Source organism: Bacteroides sp. D20 (assembly GCF_003436255.1).
Classification (GTDB): Bacteria; Bacteroidota; Bacteroidia; order Bacteroidales; family Bacteroidaceae; genus Bacteroides; species Bacteroides uniformis.
This window is the reverse complement of sequence record NZ_QSOO01000014.1, coordinates 62152-80461: the sequence shown is the minus strand read 5'-3', so window position 1 is coordinate 80461 and position 18310 is coordinate 62152. Positions and strand designations below refer to the sequence as shown.

General features: G+C 47.2%; 17 protein-coding genes. 2 read left to right on the top strand and 15 right to left on the bottom strand.

All coding sequences use genetic code 11. From position 1 onward, the window contains the following. Positions 1 to 93: 93 nt before the first annotated feature. The 9 genes from DXD78_RS14585 to DXD78_RS14550 all read right to left on the bottom strand — a co-directional run bounded on the left by DXD78_RS14585 (position 94) and on the right by DXD78_RS14550 (position 9933). Entirely contained in the window at positions 94 to 555 is a 462-nt protein-coding gene (locus DXD78_RS14585; RefSeq protein ID WP_117652797.1) for a hypothetical protein, read from the bottom strand. Continuing rightward, positions 552 to 5840 carry an RHS repeat domain-containing protein gene (locus DXD78_RS21500; RefSeq protein WP_250709705.1) on the bottom strand — a complete coding sequence of 1763 codons (5289 nt, stop codon included), beginning with the start codon at positions 5838 to 5840 and terminating at the stop codon, positions 552 to 554. Before DXD78_RS21500 ends, DXD78_RS14585 begins: the two co-directional genes overlap by 4 nt. An 18-nt stretch (positions 5841 to 5858) precedes the next feature. Beyond that, positions 5859 to 6968 (bottom strand): hypothetical protein, encoded by a 1110-nt coding sequence (locus DXD78_RS14575; RefSeq protein WP_009037541.1) that lies wholly within the window; start codon positions 6966 to 6968, stop codon positions 5859 to 5861. 92 nt (positions 6969 to 7060) lie between these two features. Further along, complete coding sequence (locus tag DXD78_RS21080) at positions 7061 to 7162, bottom strand: smalltalk protein (RefSeq protein WP_005825315.1); 102 nt, start codon at positions 7160 to 7162, stop codon at positions 7061 to 7063. Between the two features lie 26 nt (positions 7163 to 7188). Next, entirely contained in the window at positions 7189 to 7629 is a 441-nt protein-coding gene (locus DXD78_RS14570) for an N-acetylmuramoyl-L-alanine amidase (protein ID WP_009037540.1), read from the bottom strand. Positions 7630 to 7787: 158 nt separating this feature from the next. Next, on the bottom strand, positions 7788 to 8276 hold the full coding sequence (locus DXD78_RS14565; protein WP_005825310.1) for an HU family DNA-binding protein: 489 nt from the start codon (positions 8274 to 8276) through the stop codon (positions 7788 to 7790). Positions 8277 to 8462: 186 nt separating this feature from the next. Then, positions 8463 to 9326: a DUF4373 domain-containing protein gene (locus DXD78_RS14560; RefSeq protein WP_009037539.1), complete on the bottom strand. Its 864-nt coding sequence runs from the start codon at positions 9324 to 9326 to the stop codon at positions 8463 to 8465. Positions 9327 to 9373: 47 nt separating this feature from the next. Then, on the bottom strand, positions 9374 to 9688 hold the full coding sequence (locus DXD78_RS14555) for a hypothetical protein (protein ID WP_008662326.1): 315 nt from the start codon (positions 9686 to 9688) through the stop codon (positions 9374 to 9376). 101 nt (positions 9689 to 9789) lie between these two features. Continuing rightward, positions 9790 to 9933, bottom strand: a complete 144-nt coding sequence (locus tag DXD78_RS14550; RefSeq protein ID WP_225982629.1) for a hypothetical protein — start codon at positions 9931 to 9933, stop codon at positions 9790 to 9792. Positions 9934 to 10113: 180 nt separating this feature from the next. Between DXD78_RS14550 and DXD78_RS14545 the strand changes: the two genes are divergently transcribed. Both DXD78_RS14545 and DXD78_RS14540 read left to right on the top strand, forming a co-directional pair. Next, entirely contained in the window at positions 10114 to 10836 is a 723-nt protein-coding gene (locus DXD78_RS14545) for a helix-turn-helix domain-containing protein (RefSeq protein WP_005825301.1), read from the top strand. Positions 10837 to 10991: 155 nt separating this feature from the next. Next, a complete protein-coding gene (locus tag DXD78_RS14540; protein WP_117652796.1) occupies positions 10992 to 12938 on the top strand; it encodes an ATP-binding protein in 1947 nt (648 codons plus the stop codon). Positions 12939 to 13042: 104 nt separating this feature from the next. Here the strand turns inward: DXD78_RS14540 and metK are convergent, their stop codons facing one another. From metK to DXD78_RS14510, 6 genes are all read right to left on the bottom strand, one after another. After that, positions 13043 to 14335, bottom strand: coding sequence for a methionine adenosyltransferase (metK, locus tag DXD78_RS14535; RefSeq protein WP_005825299.1), 1293 nt, complete (start codon positions 14333 to 14335; stop codon positions 13043 to 13045). Positions 14336 to 14636: 301 nt separating this feature from the next. Continuing rightward, a complete protein-coding gene (gene folK, locus DXD78_RS14530) occupies positions 14637 to 15113 on the bottom strand; it encodes a 2-amino-4-hydroxy-6-hydroxymethyldihydropteridine diphosphokinase (protein ID WP_117652795.1) in 477 nt (158 codons plus the stop codon). Between the two features lie 2 nt (positions 15114 to 15115). Further along, positions 15116 to 16174, bottom strand: coding sequence for a tRNA preQ1(34) S-adenosylmethionine ribosyltransferase-isomerase QueA (queA, locus tag DXD78_RS14525; protein ID WP_005825296.1), 1059 nt, complete (start codon positions 16172 to 16174; stop codon positions 15116 to 15118). A gap of 123 nt (positions 16175 to 16297) precedes the next feature. Beyond that, positions 16298 to 17005, bottom strand: coding sequence for a tRNA pseudouridine(55) synthase TruB (truB, locus tag DXD78_RS14520; protein WP_005825294.1), 708 nt, complete (start codon positions 17003 to 17005; stop codon positions 16298 to 16300). A gap of 115 nt (positions 17006 to 17120) precedes the next feature. Beyond that, positions 17121 to 17912, bottom strand: a complete 792-nt coding sequence (locus tag DXD78_RS14515; protein WP_005825291.1) for an undecaprenyl-diphosphate phosphatase — start codon at positions 17910 to 17912, stop codon at positions 17121 to 17123. Positions 17913 to 18068: 156 nt separating this feature from the next. Next, positions 18069 to 18308: a DUF3098 domain-containing protein gene (locus DXD78_RS14510; RefSeq protein WP_005825288.1), complete on the bottom strand. Its 240-nt coding sequence runs from the start codon at positions 18306 to 18308 to the stop codon at positions 18069 to 18071. Positions 18309 to 18310: the final 2 nt, after the last annotated feature.

Genomic DNA, 18310 nt, shown 5'->3' with positions numbered 1-18310 from the left:
AGCAAAAAAGCCTTTAATTTTATTCAATTTAAAGATTCTGATACTCAAAAACAAAGAATAAACAACATCCGCTACAACAAGTAGCTATTTATATTAAGGCAACATTGAAGGATAAAGTAACGAATCTGAGGGCAAAGGAGATATCCCCCACCCTATTTTACGCTTTACTAGATTGAGTAAATTACTATCATCTTTCATCATTACTCTATTTTTCAATATTCCATAAGATTCACCTAAATACAAAGTATCATTTTGTAAGCTATCACGATATGCAACAATCATAATACGTGGATCCATATCTTTCTCTATATTCCTTTCCGGAATTAATTGCTCCATATAAAAAGAAAACCAAGCAAGAAAAATATCATCATACGTAGTTAAGAAATTGAGACTCTCATAAAAACTCTGCTCAAAGCCTTGTGGGGTACACTTTGCACTTACAGGCAACAATACTCCTTGAGAACCATATATCAATTTTACTTTTTTTACTTCTTGCCCTAATGTGATAATACAAAAGGAAGAAATTAATATTAGAAAACAAATTTGTCTTTTCATTCTGATGTCCAGCTATTTCTAAATTTAAATATTCTATTTCTCAACTCTTGGGATTCAACAGAAGAAGATTCTACATTTGAAGTAACAGATTTTGTTACAACCCATTGCCCCTCGCTATGTTTTATTCTCCCTTTATGCATTAAAGGAAGTTCTCCATTAGCTTTTGCCGTTTTTAATTCAGCACCTTGAATAACACTTCTTTCTTCTTTTGTCCCATACCTAGTATCTGGTGATTCATCTACTTTATTAGTTTTCATATTAAATGCATGGGCAGCTTCATGCTCTAATCCTGTAGCAGGTGATAGAATATTGCCATCATTGAGCTTCAAACCAGCATTTGGATTAAAACGGATAAAACCACTAGAATCAAACCTATTATCTTTATCGCTTTCTACTATTCCAACTTTCAATTTGGCATTTGTAACTATCTTTTGCGCATATTCTCCTCCACCATTTTTACTATTATAAAAATAAGCCTCAACAACAGCATTCACAAAACTATTATTAGGTGCCATAGCTGCATTCTTTCCATTGAAAGAAAAATAAGCCTGCTTTCCATTGGAATCTTTATACCAAATAATAAAATCTTTCCCATCAGGATCTATATACTTAATCGGATTATTTACACAATAACTATAAGGATTAAAAGCGTAATAGTTTTCAGAAGAAGGGTCAACCGTTGTAAACCGTCCTAATGCTGCATCATAATAACGTGCTCCATAATCATACCAGTTCAGCCCTTTCTTCGTGTCAAACTCCTTACCATTATACTTGTAAGGCTGGGTATTGCCTGTAGTGCCAAACACACCACCGAAAGGGTAGTAATGGTTAGTTTCCTCCACAGTGCCAGACTGGTTGATCACTACACGGTTGTTACCCTGATGATCTTTCAAGTAGTAATGATACTGCTGGGTACCGGTCAGGTTGATGTAACCCTCTTCGGTGAGTAACAACTTCTGAGTACCGTTTTCATAGATCACATTACCGCAGTAGTCAGTCGTTGTGGTTGTACTGCCTATCTTATGGACTGTTCTCAGTTTCGTGCCGTCAGCACCATAAGTATAGGTGATCGTGCTACCATCACTGAACGATACCGTACTCGGCAAATTTAATACATTATATTGAATATCGGTAATTCCCTTATTCAAATCTTTTGTTAAATTACCATTGACATCGTAGGCATACTCCCCTGCGGCGCTTGCACCGTTCACAAAGGCAGTGTTTGTACCGTATGCAACGGTACTCACGGCATCGTCCACACGGCTCAACTGATTGCCGTTCAAGGTAAAAGTCAGGTTGTCTATCAGGCCGTAGGCACTGGCACCAGTCTGGCCATAACGTTGCAAACTCTTGATGTTACCGTTCTTGTCATAACCCGTAACGTTCTCCGAGAAACGGTTCGTATTCGTGCTGATACTTGCTGTCTCGCCATAGGTAGCGTTCAGCATCCGGTCAAGACCGTCATAAGTGAATTTGTAACCGCGGACTGTACTTTCGTTCCCGGACTTCCAGGTCATGCTGCTGATATTGCCATTGTACTTCGCTGTACCCACACCCGTGTTGTAGTACAGGTTCTGTGTGAAGCATGTACCGCTGATGCCCGTCAGCCAGCTACGCAGGTTGTAGGCATATGTCAGTTTGTTGATGCTCGTTCCGTGATACTGCTTGGTCAGCAAACGACCGAAGTTGTCATAAGTGGCATCGTACAGAGTGATTGAAGTGCCGCCAAGACTATGCTGCACTTTACTTATTCTGTCCGCATGGTCGTAGGTATAGGTATATACTTCCGTGCGCGTGGTCTTTCCGCTGGCAGTATGTGTATGTGTCACAGTGTTCGGCTTGCCGGTAAAAGTATAAACAGTGTTCGTCGTATCATAACCCTCCAGCAAATTGCCTTGAACCGTTTTTGTGATGCGTCCCTCAAAGTCATAATAATTAGCCGAATAAAGTTTTGTACTGCTGCCAAGAACAGTGACTACACTACCGGTGACATATCCTTTGGCATCGATTGTTGCCGCAGGAAAGCCGGCATTATCGAAACCGGTCAGACTACGGAAGGCATAGTCGTCATAATAGTTTACTCTATGGACTTCGGGCGACACCAAGGCGAAGCTTGATGTATATCCACTGTTACCCAAACCGCTGTTGCTATTCACCCGTGTACATGATACAATAACATTCGAAACTGCAGCCGTATTCGTATTGGAACAAACGCCCTGCACTGCCAGACGATGGAACTTATCATACAGATAGAAACTCCACTGCTTAGAGGCATACTGCTTGCCATCCTGGGAAAAGATCATATTGTCTGCCTTATCGTACACATAGCTCACAGCAGAAGCACCTGGAAGCTTTTTCCAATTACAACGGTTACGGTTGTCATATTTGTACTGGAAAGCATATTGATCCAGGTTTGACACACTCTGATACATCGGTTGTAATACGAAGCAAAGGTTATCCAAATCGTTATACACATAATAAGTATCATGCTGCTCGCTACCCTGCATCTGGCGTTCCAGCAATATATGGCCTTGTTTGTCTGTGAAAGTATAAGAAACATGTTGGTCTTCGTCAATACGTTTCACCACGCGCAACTGTCCGGCTGCATAAGTACCGTTGTTGACAAGTGCCCCAGACGAACTTACCGAATAGTTAATGCAATTCACATCGGAAGAATTAGCCAGATAATCCATAGTTACAGGTTTTGATGCCCATGCCGCTCCCGGAGAGTATCGCTTCAGAATGCGGTCTAATGGGGAAACACTGTAAACAGGCTTGCTGTAGGGACGGGAATCACTTGAATAGTTGCCCGGAGCCGCACTTTTGATAGCCGAAGGAGACATATAAACAGAGGAGGAAACAATTGGGAGCCAACTCTCCGAACGACGTCCTGCGCCATCATATTCTTGTAACGATATCAAATTACTTCCGGCAGGAGTAATTCCCTTTTGTACCTTCTGGAAGAGACGCCCCAAGCCGTCATAATAATCATAACTTGCCATATACTTGCTACCTGCTGCTGCAGTCATAGCATGAGTGCGAACGTAATTCTGCGAAGTGCCGTCAGGAGACCACTGATAGAAGTACGAGGCAATAGGATTTTGGTTATGATCCTGCACATCAGATAAATCACCCAAAGCATTATAGAGATAGAAATCCTTAAAACCAGTTGCTTTTCTTATCTCCTTCAGCCCATAAGAAGGATTGTGAAGCCAGGTTGTGACCTCGCATTCCGGGAAGGACGTTTTCAGTGCATAGAGGGCCGTCGTATTGGGTGAACCGGCAGAACACAAAGCATCCAAACCTGTTGTTCCGAGCCGAGACACTACTTCCGCATAAGTGATACCTTTGAGACGGGCAATCGGCAAAGAATATTTATAGCCCCACAAATAGACCACAGACATGTTGTCGGGAGTAGTAACTTCCACCGGATTCCATTTACTATCATACCTATAAGAAACAGTTCTTTTCTCAGGATACAAACTACTATATTCTTCACTGGACTGCAAGGTGAATTTAGAAAAGACGTCCCCGTACGTATTATTCAGATACAGCGTCGCTCCTCCCGATGTTCGTTGGTAGTTCTGTACAGCATCAAGCACGTTATTAGCCTTGAATTCATCTTTGTAGGAAGAAACATCCGCTGCATAAGCATAGCTTTCCATTACATAGCCCGAACGGCTGGTACTTGTGCGGCAAGTAGCTATCTGGTTACGACTGTTGTAGGTATACAGTTTTTCCTGCGTCACCGGTACACCATGGGCATATTCCGTCGAAACTTCCCGTTTTAACCGTATATCATAGGTAAGATGCGGATATAAAGTTATCTCAAAACGTCCGTGATAAGCCAATGGATTTCTAAAGCTCACCGTCTGTCCTCCGATGTTTTCATTATAGGTGATACTGCCGGAATAGCAATTAACCGGACCCACATAGTTGTCCCTTACACGGATGTTGGTCAATTCTTGCCACTTGTTTGCAATCTCATATTCATAGGTGTCTTCCCATACCAAGATATTACCGGCATCATAGATGCTCTTTTTTAGTAGTCGCCCATTATAGTTGGCAGGCATATAAGCCAAGGTAGCATCATAATCCTGGCCGGCTATGTTACTGAATACGAGTTCCTCTCTCCCCGCATCCAGAAAATCGCGCTGCTTGACGACACGGCTGTAACCTACAGGATTGGCATTGGGCGCAGAAGCTGGTGGAGTTTGCGCCTGAGCATAAAAACGGCGGAAAGTGTGGTAACTGGTAGAAGGGCGTATCACTCCTTCAGGAGTTGTGGTATAGCTTCCGCGCCGGACATTAAAATCATCATAGAACTTGACTGAGAACATCAGAATGCCAGAGGTCTTGTGATTCTCGCTTTCATACAAGTAACCGGTACGTTCCAACACTTCACCTGTATTATTCTTTTTAGTAATGGTCTTGATTCTCACCCCTCCGCCAACTTTCTGCAATGTGTCTTTGTTTACTGCAGTTCCACCGCCTCTATAGGTCAAAGTAGCAGAACTGGCATTGCGGGTAGAATAACCTTGATTGGTAACTGCAGAACTCAATGTACTTGTCAGGACATAATCTCCCGCTTCCAATGTGAACGACTCGTTGACATGATACACATGCCCACTGGTATTTTGTGAAGTCACTTTGTACGATTTAATGACACTTCCTCCGGCACCGAGTTTCCGCAAAGTGGTTCCGGAGCCGGTGACTTGATTGACTTCATAATCGGGAAAATTGACTTGAGCATCCACCGTCACTACCTGCGTGGTGGGCAGAGTGAAAGTAGCGGAAGGCGTCACTATCAGGTCGTTGTTGTTGACAGTATTGACACCTTTGACTTGTGCGTCATACTTATTCAAATCCTCTGCAGAAATGAAACGATTGTCTCCTACAAAAGTGTGAGGTTCAAACTCAAACTCCACACTGCCGCCCGTAGGATATGTGATTTTCTTCAGCATATTGGCCGTAATATACTCCCGGCTACAATTTCTGACAGCGGTAGAACCGGATAAAGGAACATTCGTCAAACCTTCCAGGGAGGGAATCAATGTATGAACACGGTTTGTAAGCGTGGAAGTATTCTGCTGTCCATTGTAATATCCCCAATAGTCTATGGCAAAAGAAGTCTTATAAGGCAAGTTCACAGCTTCATTATAAGTGAATGTATGCTTTTCACCCTGCGAAGTGCCATTTTTTCGAAGTACAGAAAGCAGTTTCAGACGTTTACGAAGTACGCTGGTGGGTATGGTAGACGACGACCCATAATCGTCCGATGACAAGTAATTACCTCCGACTGATTATTCGGGACAAATGAAGTAATCATAATTGAACTGGTAAGAATACACATCCTTCCCGTCCAACTTACTCTTTATTTTCATGTTTGTCAGTTTTCCGGTAGTTCCCGGATAGCGGTCTTCACGACTTCCCATCTCGAAAATCACTACTTCCGTATCGGTTTCTATCTTGCTTAAATAGCAAGTCTGTGAAATGCCGGCAGTAAAGTTCCGTTTTATATGGTCATTGTCCGGAGGGGTACCTACGGTATAATACTCCGACATAACAGGCACTGAATAGCAACTGGCGGTAACATAGGATAGAGTGATAGTATGTCCCGTCACATCCGTCATACTTGTCAGCATATAAGTCAAGGGGGCATTGGAAGTTACAAATGCATAAGGTCTGAAGGCATAAGATGTGCCTGCTTCATCTGTAATGATCACTTTTTCAGCACTATGCCACACTTTACAATTCATCCTGGAACCGATAATGACAGGAGTCTGACTTTTGGGGTGCAAGAAGTATTTGAATGATCTTCCTCCGGGCAATGCAACTTCAAATATATCTCTTTCACCTTGCCCTATAAGGCCTTCATTAATAATTCCATTGGTCGTATTACTCGTATTGGGGTCGAACATTAAATTTCCCCACAAATTCATCAGTTCCTCGGTCCCCGAACGGTAGTTCAACGTATCAGCACTCTGTACTTTCCAGTGATATTTTATTTTCTCCCATTCAGCCCAAGTAGCAAATGTACCAGAGGTCGCGTCTACCTTGCCCACAGCATTAAGGTTGACGCACCCTCCTGCCAAAAGATTCCAACCAAGACCTACCCACGTAGCTTCTTGAGCCACCTTGACTCCGCTCGCATGATAAGACAACGTAATGGGTAGTTCTATACGCCCACATTTAAGGGTATATAGCGGTATAGAGATATCAGGTGTTCCTGTGTATTCACTTACAGGAATGTTTCCATACAATTGCATACCTGCCGCTTCGGGAATAGCAGGTACATAATCATTTATCCGCAGAAGATGATTATTCATATCTCCACCGTCCTGTGCACGTACCGACTGCGTTGTACCACATAACATAAGAAGAGCTAACAATACTTTTATTCTATTTTTCATATTCAATGAAATTTATATATTTCTTAAATAAGTGCGCCTGAAGTAGGTATTTCGGCTTCCGGCACACTTTTTTAGTTTTGTAATACTTGTTTTTACAGTGGCATCGCCTGCACGCCCAGCACACTGGCTATGGTGGCAATGATGGTACCCACAATTTTCAAGATATCTTTCCAGGTTTCTTTGCTTATTTTCATAATTCCATGTTTTAAAGATGATTGTTCTAAAATTCTTTACTTACCTCGAAGCACGGACACTGCTTCACCCACTCCCACGGCTCCACCGTCCCATCTCCGTCCAAATCGGGACTGAGGTCGCGGTGGCCGCATACACGGGCATTCCGGAACTGTTGTAGCAGCTGGTACACCAGCAGGTGCAGGGCCGAACGCTGCTCCGGCGTACGGGTATCCTTCGGATTTCCCCAGGCATCCAGCCCGCCTTCGTAGCAGATACCTATCGAATACTTGTTGTGACCGCGGCAATGCGCACCGGGCAGTTCCAAGGAACGGGTTCCGAGCACGGTACCGTCTCTCCGGATATAGTAGTGATAGCCCGTCGTGCGGAAGCCACGGCGGCGGTGCTCTGCCTCCAGAGCCTCGGAAGTAAGCGTACAGCCCTCCCGCGTGGCGCTGCAATGCACCACGATGTAGTTGATTTTTCGCATAAGATTAGTTAGTGATTAATGATTGAAGATTAGTAATTTATGATTTGACGATTTACGATGTACGATTACTTTTCGTATCATAAATGCCTGCATAGGCGCGGTTATTTAGCAGTACGAATTTCAATCGTACATCGTAAATCGTCAAATCGTAAATGGCCTTATCCCAACGGATTTTCACCTTGGTCACCGTCGTTACCGCCCGAGCCACCGTCGTTGCCGCCCGAACCTGCCGTGTCCTGAAGGTCGAAGCGCACGCACTTCACCCCGGTCACCAGCGAACGGGTAGACACCGTATGGTCCAGATTACGCTTGGAAGTGGGCAGAAAACGCACTCGTAGCGTGGACTGGGTAGCCGATACCTTCAGAGGGTCTTCCACACCGTTCATGGTGGACTTCATCGTAAGGCGGAAAGTACCCAGACCGTCCAGCGTCACGCTCTCGGAAGACTGCAGGTGGCGAGTCATCACGGTCACCAGGTTGTCGATGACATTCTTCGAGTCACCCGTAGAGAGGGAAGACAATTCCGCAATCTCCTTGGCCACCTGCTCGGTGTCCACATTCCCCGTCAGCACCACGCGGGGATAGAAAAGCTTCTTGCCCTCTTTGTTGGCAAGAACCGACTGAAATGATTTGTAAATTACTGGCATAGTAGTTTTGTTTTAAAAATTAATAGTTTGTCTTGAAATTCAAGGATTCGTTTTTTTCAAATGAAACAACATTGTTTTATTTTCGTGTATTAAGCTTAACCACATTGCAAAGATAACGCTATCCGGAAAAGTGTGCAAATTAAAAAAACCGTTTTTCTTCATGAATTTATTCACATATCGAAAACACTATTTACAGCACAGGCTCAACAGGTATCGCCCCGGTTGCCGTATCTTGCCATGACTCTCGCGCAAGGCATAGAAGCCCTTCCACAGGGGGTGGCCGATAGCACCGAAATTACTTTTGAGGATAATGGCATACTGCTCTTGCGGAGGAATATGGAACTGCTTCAGATTGAAAAGCAACCCGTCCAGGTTGCGGTCCGTGCCATCCTGCGGCGGTTGCAGTTGCTCTATTTTCCGAAGATATTCCCCCTCCGCGGATGGCACATCCGCGCCCTCAGTGCCCCCGGTTCCGGAGGAACTATGGAGGAGGGGATTTTCTTTGCTGTGTTGTGATGTGCTATGCTCTGCTGTGCTATATGTACCCGATGTCGCATTTTCGGGCTTAAATGCTGCACTTTCGGCAGCGGACGGCACGCTTCCATTGGCAGACGGCACTCTCCCGGCGGCAGTCGGCGCGGCCTCGTCATCGCTCTGAGAATCATCCACCAGACAATAACGTGTGTCTATGGCGGAAGATTTCCGGCGCTTGGTACTGAACAGATACTGCCGCTGTATCTCGGCAGAAGTCAGGATGGCGTATTTGCCGAAAAGGGCGGCATTGAAAATGCCGTACTCCACAGCCAGGGCAAGAATGCGCTTCACGTCGGCAGCCGTCTTTTCATAGAGGCAGGCGGAAAGGTCTTCGTAGAAAAGCTCGTCGGCACACACGTAATAGCCTTCGTCGGCATAAATGCAGGAGAGGGCGCCCAGCAGAATGGCAAAGGAGCCGTCACCCTCACGCTTCATGATGCGGCGCACCAGACGGTCGTGCATGAAGTCTGTGTTCAAGGGGAAATAGTCAAGTCCCCGTTTTTTGATTCTGGACATGGTTTGATGATTAGGGGTTAGTGATTAGGGGGAGAGAGCGGCTTGTATCATTCTATATCACCTGCTTCGCATAGGCGTTTCCGCTTGCGGAGCACGCTTTCGCGCACTACCTTCAAAGCATTCAGAATAAGATACATACGAAGGGTACAGTCCGAAATTTCAGTGATGACCGGATAACGGAGGGGATTGCTTGCAGGAAGTGAGCGACGGTAGCGGGCGTTACTCATCGCCCTACGGCATTCCTTGCAATAATTGTCGGGGGCAAGCGTACGCTTGTCTACATAAAAAGAATCAACGGGCAGTTCTCTGTGGCAACATCCACAGAAACGAACATTTTTTTCAATAATCTGTTCCATAACCATTTTTTGTTAAGAATTAGTACAATAATATTTTTTTCGGCACGCCCCTGCCAAAGATGCTTGTAGGGGCTGTTTGCTGGAAGTATATATCCAGCGTATTCTATCTATACATCCAGCGCGTTGCATCTATACTTCCAACGCACCTCATCTATACATCCGGCAAGGCGGATGCCCATTTTTTCAAATTCGTAAGTATTTTTGCTAAATTCGGATGCTTCCGGATAAAAGACCAGATGTGTATTTTCCATAAATCCCTCCCTTTTATTTGCATTTATAAAACATGATATGTATTTTTGTCCCAACAAAGATAATGCTGTTTTCATTTATAAAACAAACAAATCGGGAATTAAATTCTTAAATAAGACGTAAGACAGTATAAATGAGGAGATAATAGTTTCTGAATAATTTACACGTAAAAACTGAAGAATATGGCGAATGACAAAGACCCGGTATTTTGTGCGGCAGACATCATAAAACGTGCCAAACTGGCGAAAGAATTCAAGACAGACAGCGAACTTGCCGCCTTTCTGGGTATATCACGCTCCACACTGAGCAACTGGAACGCCCGCAATAGCATCGACTTCCCCCTGCTGCTGGGCAGCCTGGACGACGTGGACTACAACTGGCTGCTGACGGGAAAGGGCTCGCCTGCACATCATTCAAAATTCTGTGACAACGACTTGGTACAAGGTGAAGTGGAAATACTTCACACACCGAAAACAGCCGACCCTATGGACGACCGTAGCGTGACCCTCTATGACATCTCTGCCGCCGCCAACCTGAAGACACTGCTGGCTGACCGCCCGCAGTACGCCTTGGGGCGGATTGTAATTCCCAATATCCCTGTGTGCGACGGTGCCGTCTACGTCTCGGGCGACTCGATGTATCCCATCCTCAAGTCCGGTGACATCGTAGGCTTTAAGTCCATCCGCGACTTCACCGACGTCATCTACGGTGAAATGTATCTCGTCTCCTTCGAACGGGGCGGCGACGAATACCTGGCAGTGAAATACGTCAACCACTCGGAACGGCCGGACTGCATCCGTCTGGTGAGCTACAACAACCACCACGACCCCATGGACCTGCCGCTGGCGGCAGTCAATGCAATGGCCATCGTGAAGTTCTCGATAAGGAAGAATATGATGATGTAGAGGGCGGCATTATCACCGGAAATTTCGTAAGAAAGCTCCTGGCAAGGATCATTCAACAAGCAAACAGAGAAATTATACAAAAAAAGCTTGTAATTTATTCTTTTATCTTATTTTTGCGATGCCATAGGCATAATCATAAGTATCCGGAAAAAAACATGCTTATTCCATCCAATAGAACAAAGAGGGAGTGCATTCTTTCAAGGTTATGTTTTCTAGTGCTTTCAGTATGGGTGTCCCTACCTTCCGCAGCACAGAACAATCCCTACAAGATAGACGATGCACTCTACCCCATCTACCAGCGGGCTTCCAAGCAGGCACGCCAGCAGGAGGGGCTGCTGGTGGCCGACACTTTGTATCAACAGGCTCTGAAGCTCGGTGACAAAAAAGCACAATGCCTGGCATACATCATCCCCCTGCAGTTCTATATATCCCAAAAAGATGATAGCAAAATAGAAAAGGCATCCACTGACCTGAAAGAGATTTCACGTGCCAATAACTATCTGCAATATTATTATCACGCTTGGAGCAGCGAAATCATCTACTTCCTGAACCAACAACGCTCATTGCTCGCCTTGCAGAAAGCGGAAAAAATGAAAAAGCAAGCTTTTGCCGACAGATACCCTTACGGTATCTTCAGCTGTATCCGAACCATGGGCCATATCTACAAATCACGCGGAAACTTCGACCTCTCCGCCCAATACTATCAGGAAGCCTTGGACTATATGCTGAAGAATATGCCCGACCAGGATCCCAGCCAACTATACTCAAGCCTTGCCGAATATTACCGTAACACCCAAAAAGATTACGCCACCGCACTGGACTATTGCGAAAAAGCCTTGAAGAGCGCTAAAACAGAACGGAACATAGCCCAAGCCATGATAGAGAAATGCTTGATACTGTTCAAGCAGAAACGTATAGATGAATTCAACGACTGTTATAAAGAAGCCGTACAAATGGCAGACCGCTGCAAGCTCTCTGCCAACGTTTCCCTACTGATAGCCCACATCAGCAAGAACATACTGGACAAACAGTATGAGCAGGCCCATGCCCACGCTGACCAATTGTCCGAGAAAGGCTTGCAACAACATGCCTACATTTACGAATGCGCCAAAGACTATCCCAATGCCATCAAATATCTGAAAAAATACCACCAGCAGTTGGATTCGACGAACAATCTCCTGCAACTGTCGGACATCGCCGAACTGAACACCCAGATAGGCGCCGAACGCCTGAAAATGGAAAACATACAGGCCACCTCGCGCTACCGCATCACTCTTTTCAGCATTGTCACCGGCTTTTTGCTGTTATCCCTGCTTTTCCTGATGCTCTACCCCCACCGCAAACGTAAAGTCAACCTCGAACTATGCCACAAGAACGAGGAACTTTCCGAAGCACGCGACCAAGCCGAAGCAGCCAACAAGGCAAAGAGCATCTTCCTGCAGAACATGAGTCACGAAATACGGACACCGCTCAACTCTATCGTGGGCTTCTCACAACTCATCACTTCCCCCGACGCGAACCTTTCCCAAGAGGAAAGGCAGGATTTCTGCCATCTCATACAGCACAATTCCGACCTCCTCCTTACACTGGTGGGGGACATCCTCAGCGCAGCCGAGTTGGAAAGCAACAGATACACCATGAAGATAGCGCCGCACAGTTGCAACAAGCTCTGCCGGGAAGCCATAACCACCGTTGAACACCGCAAGCCCGAAGGCGTGAAGCTCTACTACACCTCCGAAGTGGACGACTGCTACGAACTGAGCACCGACGGGCAACGTGTGTGCCAGATACTCATCAACTTCCTTACCAATGCAGAGAAACACACCACACAAGGCGAAATCCGCCTGCACTGCTCTCTCACAGAGAATCCCGGATACGTCACCTTCTCCGTCACCGATACCGGTACCGGCATTCCCCCGGAATACTCGGAAACCATCTTCGAACGCTTTGAAAAGGCCGACAACTTCGGGCAAGGCACCGGTCTGGGACTCAATATCTGCCGCCTCATCGCCGAACGGCTGAAAGGGAAAGTGCTGCTGGACAAGGAGTACAAGGAGGGGGCAAGGTTCGTGTTTGTACTGCCGGTGAAAAAATCCATTTGAAGAGCAAGACCAAAACAACAAAGGCTGCCTCTTCTGCATCCTCCGAAACATCGGTATCTGCAGAAGGGCAGCCTTCTATATAAATAGCCGTAAAGCTATGCTGATTATAAACCGAATGCGGCTTTCACCTTGTCCACATAATCCAGCTTCTCCCAGGTGAAGAGTTCCACTTCAATGTCCTTGTTGCCTTCGTAGCGGCTCTTGAAATGCTTGACGATGGTCTGCGGCTCGCGGCCCATGTGTCCGTAGGCGGCAGTCTCCTGATAGATGGGGTTGCGCAGTTTCAGGCGGTCTTCTATTGCCTTGGGGCGAAGGTCGAACAGCTCGTCAATCTTACGGGCAATCTCACCGTCGCTCATATTGACGTGGCTGCGGCCATAAGTATCTACGAAAATATTGATGGGGCGTGCCACACCGATGGCGTAACTTACCTGCACCAGCATTTCGTCGGCAACGCCGGCAGCTACCAGATTCTTGGCAATGTGGCGGGCTGCATAAGCTGCGCTGCGGTCTACCTTAGAGGGGTCCTTTCCGGAGAAAGCGCCGCCGCCATGGGCACCCTTGCCGCCGTAGGTATCTACGATAATCTTGCGTCCCGTCAGCCCGGTGTCACCGTGAGGACCACCGATTACGAACTTGCCCGTGGGGTTGACGTGGTATGTGATACGGTCGTTGAACAGTGCCAGCACCTTTTCATGATGGATGGAAGCAATGACACGCGGCATCAGAATCTCGATTACATCCCGGCGGATTTGGGCGAGCATTTCCTCGTCGGCCTTCAGCTGGGCGGCATCGCTGTCGTCGGCAGGCTGTACGAAGTCGTCGTGCTGGGTGGAAACTACGATGGTATCGATGCGTACGGGTGTGCCGTTGTCATCATATTCGATGGTCACCTGGCTCTTGGCGTCGGGACGGAGGTAGGTCATCACCTTGCCTTCGCGACGGACATCTGCCAGCACTTGCAGGATGCGGTGTGCAAGGTCCAGTGAAAGCGGCATGTAATTCTCCGTTTCGTTGGTGGCGTAGCCGAACATCATCCCCTGGTCTCCGGCACCTTGTTCCATGGGGTCCTGTCGCTCCACGCCGCGGTTGATGTCGGGGCTCTGCTCGTGGATGGCGCTCAGCACGCCGCACGAATTGCTCTCGAACATATACTCGCCTTTGGTATAGCCGATTTTCTTGATTACTTCGCGTGCGATGAGAGGCATGTCAACGTACGCTTTGGTTTTCACTTCTCCAGCCAGCACTACCTGACCGGTAGTAACCAGAGTTTCGCAAGCTACTTTCGAACTGGGGTCGTAGGCCAACAGTTTGTCAAGCACAGCGTCCGATATTTGATCGGCCACTTTGTCGGGGTGTCCTTCAGACACCGATTCGGATGTGAATAAATATCCCATTTCAGTTGAGAATTGATAGTTGATAATTGATAATTCAACGAATGGCGGAAGGAGGTGTGTGGAGTAGATGCATCCGGCACACAAACGTGCCGTCAGAAAAGGATGTGTTTTAGCATTTTTTTCTGTGGTTGCAAGCTACTCAAATCTCTCCACATATCGTTTTTCGGGGGCAAAGATAGTGCAAACCGAACGCAGAACAAAATGAACTTGTTCATTTTTTATGCTGAGGTGCAGCCTATCTTCGCTTTCCGGAGGCAAAGATAAAAAAGAAATCTTGTATCTGCGCTACAGATAGCAGAGATTAACACTGATTTTGCAACAATTCCCCGATTGTCTTTCCCAATACCGGATGCACCACGCCTGAAGCAATCTCCGCCAACGGCTCCATCACGAAACGGCGTTCCTGCATCAGCGGATGAGGAAGTTTCAGTTCGGGAGTATCCAGCAAAACGGGAGTACCGTCATCGGCAAAACAGAGCAACAGGTCGATGTCTATCACACGGTCGCTATACACTGCATTGACAGACTTATGCGTACGCCCCATCTCCCGCTCGATTTCCTGCGTCGTTTGCAACACCTCCAAAGGTGCCAAAGCAGTGTCTACGCAGAGTGCGGCATTCAGAAAAGTATTATCGGAAGAAAAGCCCCACGGGGCAGTAGCATAAAAAGCAGATAGGGAAATCACTTCCCCTATCTGCTTTCTTATCTTTTGGACGACCATGCGGAGGTTCTGCTCCTTATCGCCGAGATTGGTACCAAGACTGAAATAAACAACCATAATTACCGGTCTGTAATCAGCATCGCATCTCCATACGTACCAAAGCGGTACTCTTCCTTCAATGCCACATTGTATGCCTCCATCACCTGCTCGTAACCGCCGAAAGCGGCAACAATCATCAGCAGGGTACTGAGCGGCATGTGGAAGTTGGATATCATGGCATTGGCCACGGTAAAGTCGTACGGCGGGAAGATGAACTTGTTGGTCCAACCCTCGTATTCCTTCAAATGTCCGTCGGTGCTGACGGTGCTCTCGATGGCACGCATCACGGTGGTACCTACGGCACAGACTTGGCGGTTCAGGTCTTTGGCATGGTTCACAATCCGTACGGCTTCCTCGTTCACAATCATCTGCTCGGAGTCTGTCTTGTGCTTGGTGAGGTCTTCCACATCAATGTCGCGGAAGTTACCCAAGCCGGCATGCAGGGTGATGTAGGCAAAGTCAATACCCTTGATTTCCATACGCTTCATCAGCTCGCGGCTGAAGTGCAGGCTGGCGGTAGGCGCCGTAACAGCTCCTTCGTTGCGTGCAAAAATAGACTGGAAACGTTCGGCATCGTCCGGCTCTACGGGACGGTTGATGATACTGTGGGGCAGCGGCGTTTCGCCCAGCGCATAGAGCGCCTTCTTGAACTCATCGTGCGGACCGTCGTAAAGGAAACGAAGCGTACGCCCACGCGAAGTGGTGTTGTCGATAACCTCAGCCACCATAGAGTCGTCGTCACCGAAGTAGAGCTTATTGCCGATACGTATTTTACGGGCAGGATCCACCAGTACATCCCACAACCGGAGCTCTTCGTTCAACTCACGCAACAAGAACACTTCAATACGCGCACCGGTCTTTTCCTTGTTACCGTACAAGCGGGCAGGGAAAACCTTGGTGTCGTTGAAGATAAACACATCTTTGTCATCAAAATAGTCCAGAACATCCTTGAACATCTTGTGCTCAATCTCACCCGTCTTACGGTGCAACACCAACAGACGTGACTCGTCTCTGTACTTCGTGGGGTGCAAAGCTATCTTCTCTTCGGGAAGCTTGAATTTGAATTGCGACAGTTTCATAATTAGTTATAAGTTATGAGTTATTTATTATTTATATCAGTCTGTTTTAGTCATAAGAGGGTATGAGTTATCCGGCAGTATGCTACACTTCATAGCAAATAACTTATAACCCATAACTTATAACTAAATATCTATCTCCTGCGCCTCTATCCACTCTTTGAAATCGAGGGGATTGAGGCAGTCTGCCAGCCGGACGTCGCCTACGCGGGTACGCTCCAGGGCGGTGAGGTGAGCGCCGCTCTGCAGGGCTTCGCCGATGTCACGTGCCAGGGCGCGGATATAGGTTCCTTTGCTGCATACTACGCGTACCTTTATCCACGGTTCGGCAATATCCAGCCCGTCGTCCAGCAGCTCTATCTCGTCGATGACGAGCAACTTGGGTTTCAGCTCTACCTCCTCTCCCTTGCGGGCAAGGTCGTAGGCACGTTTCCCGTTCACCATACATGCCGAGAAGGCGGGAGGCACTTGCTGTATCTCGCCGATGAACTTCTTCAGCGTCTCCTCCACCAGTCCGCGGGTGATGTGCTCCGTGGGATAGGTGGCATCTATCTCATGTTCCAGGTCGTAAGAGGGAGTGGTGGCACCCAACCGGATGGTGGCAACGTACTCCTTCGTGTGATACTGGAATTCCTCAATCCGTTTCGTGGCCTTGCCCGTACAGACTATCATCACCCCCGTAGCAAGCGGGTCGAGGGTACCGGCATGGCCTACTTTCAACTTCTTCTCCTTTATCCGCCGGCAGATGTGGTAACGCGCATGTCCCACAACCTTGAACGATGTCCATCCCAGCGGTTTATTGAAATAGAGGACTTCTCCTTCTTTAAAATTCATTGGCCTCTCCCCTAACCCCTCCCCGGTAGGGAGGGGGATAAAATGGTACAACTTAATATTTTTCTCTTATTGATTTCCGGAGTAATCAGTCTTTCCCCCACACAAGGAGGGGACTTTAGCTTAATATGAGCGTTATGACACCGGCTATCGCGCAATAGATGGCAAAATAAATCAGCTTGCCCTTCTTCACAATATTTATCATCCACTTGCAGGCCAGGCAGCCCGAAACAAAAGCAGCCAGGAAACCTACCACCAGCGAAAGCGTCGGAATATCCCCTGCAACCGCCTCACCTTTCATCATCTTCATTCCATCCAGCAGTGCCTCGCCCAGGATGGGAGGCATCACCATCAGGAAAGAGAACTGTGCCAGCTTCGCCTTGTTGTCGCCCAGCAACAGACCGGTTGCAATGGTACTGCCCGAACGGGAAAGCCCCGGAAGCACCGCGCATGCTTGTGCCAGACCGATGATAAAGGCATCCTTCATGCTGATGTTCTCCTTCTGCTTCGGCTTATAATAATAGGAGAAAGACAGCAGCAGAGCTGTCAGCAGCAGGCAGCAGCCCACAACGACCAGTCCCGAACCGAAAATGGCCTCTACTTCGTCCTTGAAAAATACCCCCACAATGCCGATAGGTATCATGGATACCAGTATATTGATGACGTAACGTGTCTCCTCGTTCATCTGCCACTTGAACAGTCCCTTGAAAATCCAGTCAATCTCTTTCCAGAGTATCACCAGCGTACTGAACACCGTAGCCACATGTACCACTATCGTAAAAGCAAGATTCTCCTCTCCCTCAATACCGAACAATGCCGAACCTATGGCGAGGTGTCCGCTACTGCTCACCGGCAGATATTCGGTCAGTCCTTGAATAAGCCCAAGGATAAGCGCTTCAAACCATTCCAATTTGTTTAAGTTTTTAAGTTCTTGAGTTGCCGGAGGGGCTGTCCGGAAGCTCTGTTACTACTTTCTTTCTGATTATTTTTCAGACGCAGATAACGCAGATGACACGGATTTCTAATATTCCAATCTGCGTCATCTGTGTAATCCGCGTCTGAAAGTTTACTCCTCTGCACGACAGCTTTTAGGCTTGCGCAGCACGGCATATATCATGAACACAAACCCCAGCAGGCAAACTACCGGAGCCACCTTGATGCGTCTCACACTAAAAATGTCCGGCTCAAAGGTCGTCGGGGTAGACGCGGGACCGGTCATCAGAAGAAAACCAATGATAACCACCGCCATTCCGATGCCAAGCAGGATAAAATTGGTCTTATCAAAAGCGAATTTCTCTTTACTCATCT

Coding starts and splice junctions, on each gene's coding strand:
- DXD78_RS14585 (WP_117652797.1), bottom strand. CDS start 555: ATGAAAAGACAAATTTGTTTTCTAATATTAATTTCTTCCTTTTGTATT.
- DXD78_RS14575 (WP_009037541.1), bottom strand. CDS start 6,968: ATGAAAAATAGAATAAAAGTATTGTTAGCTCTTCTTATGTTATGTGGT.
- DXD78_RS21080 (WP_005825315.1), bottom strand. CDS start 7,162: ATGAAAATAAGCAAAGAAACCTGGAAAGATATCTTGAAAATTGTGGGT.
- DXD78_RS14570 (WP_009037540.1), bottom strand. CDS start 7,629: ATGCGAAAAATCAACTACATCGTGGTGCATTGCAGCGCCACGCGGGAG.
- DXD78_RS14565 (WP_005825310.1), bottom strand. CDS start 8,276: ATGCCAGTAATTTACAAATCATTTCAGTCGGTTCTTGCCAACAAAGAG.
- DXD78_RS14560 (WP_009037539.1), bottom strand. CDS start 9,326: ATGTCCAGAATCAAAAAACGGGGACTTGACTATTTCCCCTTGAACACA.
- DXD78_RS14555 (WP_008662326.1), bottom strand. CDS start 9,688: ATGGTTATGGAACAGATTATTGAAAAAAATGTTCGTTTCTGTGGATGT.
- DXD78_RS14550 (WP_225982629.1), bottom strand. CDS start 9,933: ATGGAAAATACACATCTGGTCTTTTATCCGGAAGCATCCGAATTTAGC.
- DXD78_RS14545 (WP_005825301.1), top strand. CDS start 10,114: ATGGCGAATGACAAAGACCCGGTATTTTGTGCGGCAGACATCATAAAA.
- DXD78_RS14540 (WP_117652796.1), top strand. CDS start 10,992: ATGCTTATTCCATCCAATAGAACAAAGAGGGAGTGCATTCTTTCAAGG.
- metK (WP_005825299.1), bottom strand. CDS start 14,335: ATGGGATATTTATTCACATCCGAATCGGTGTCTGAAGGACACCCCGAC.
- folK (WP_117652795.1), bottom strand. CDS start 15,113: ATGGTTGTTTATTTCAGTCTTGGTACCAATCTCGGCGATAAGGAGCAG.
- queA (WP_005825296.1), bottom strand. CDS start 16,174: ATGAAACTGTCGCAATTCAAATTCAAGCTTCCCGAAGAGAAGATAGCT.
- truB (WP_005825294.1), bottom strand. CDS start 17,005: ATGAATTTTAAAGAAGGAGAAGTCCTCTATTTCAATAAACCGCTGGGA.
- DXD78_RS14510 (WP_005825288.1), bottom strand. CDS start 18,308: ATGAGTAAAGAGAAATTCGCTTTTGATAAGACCAATTTTATCCTGCTT.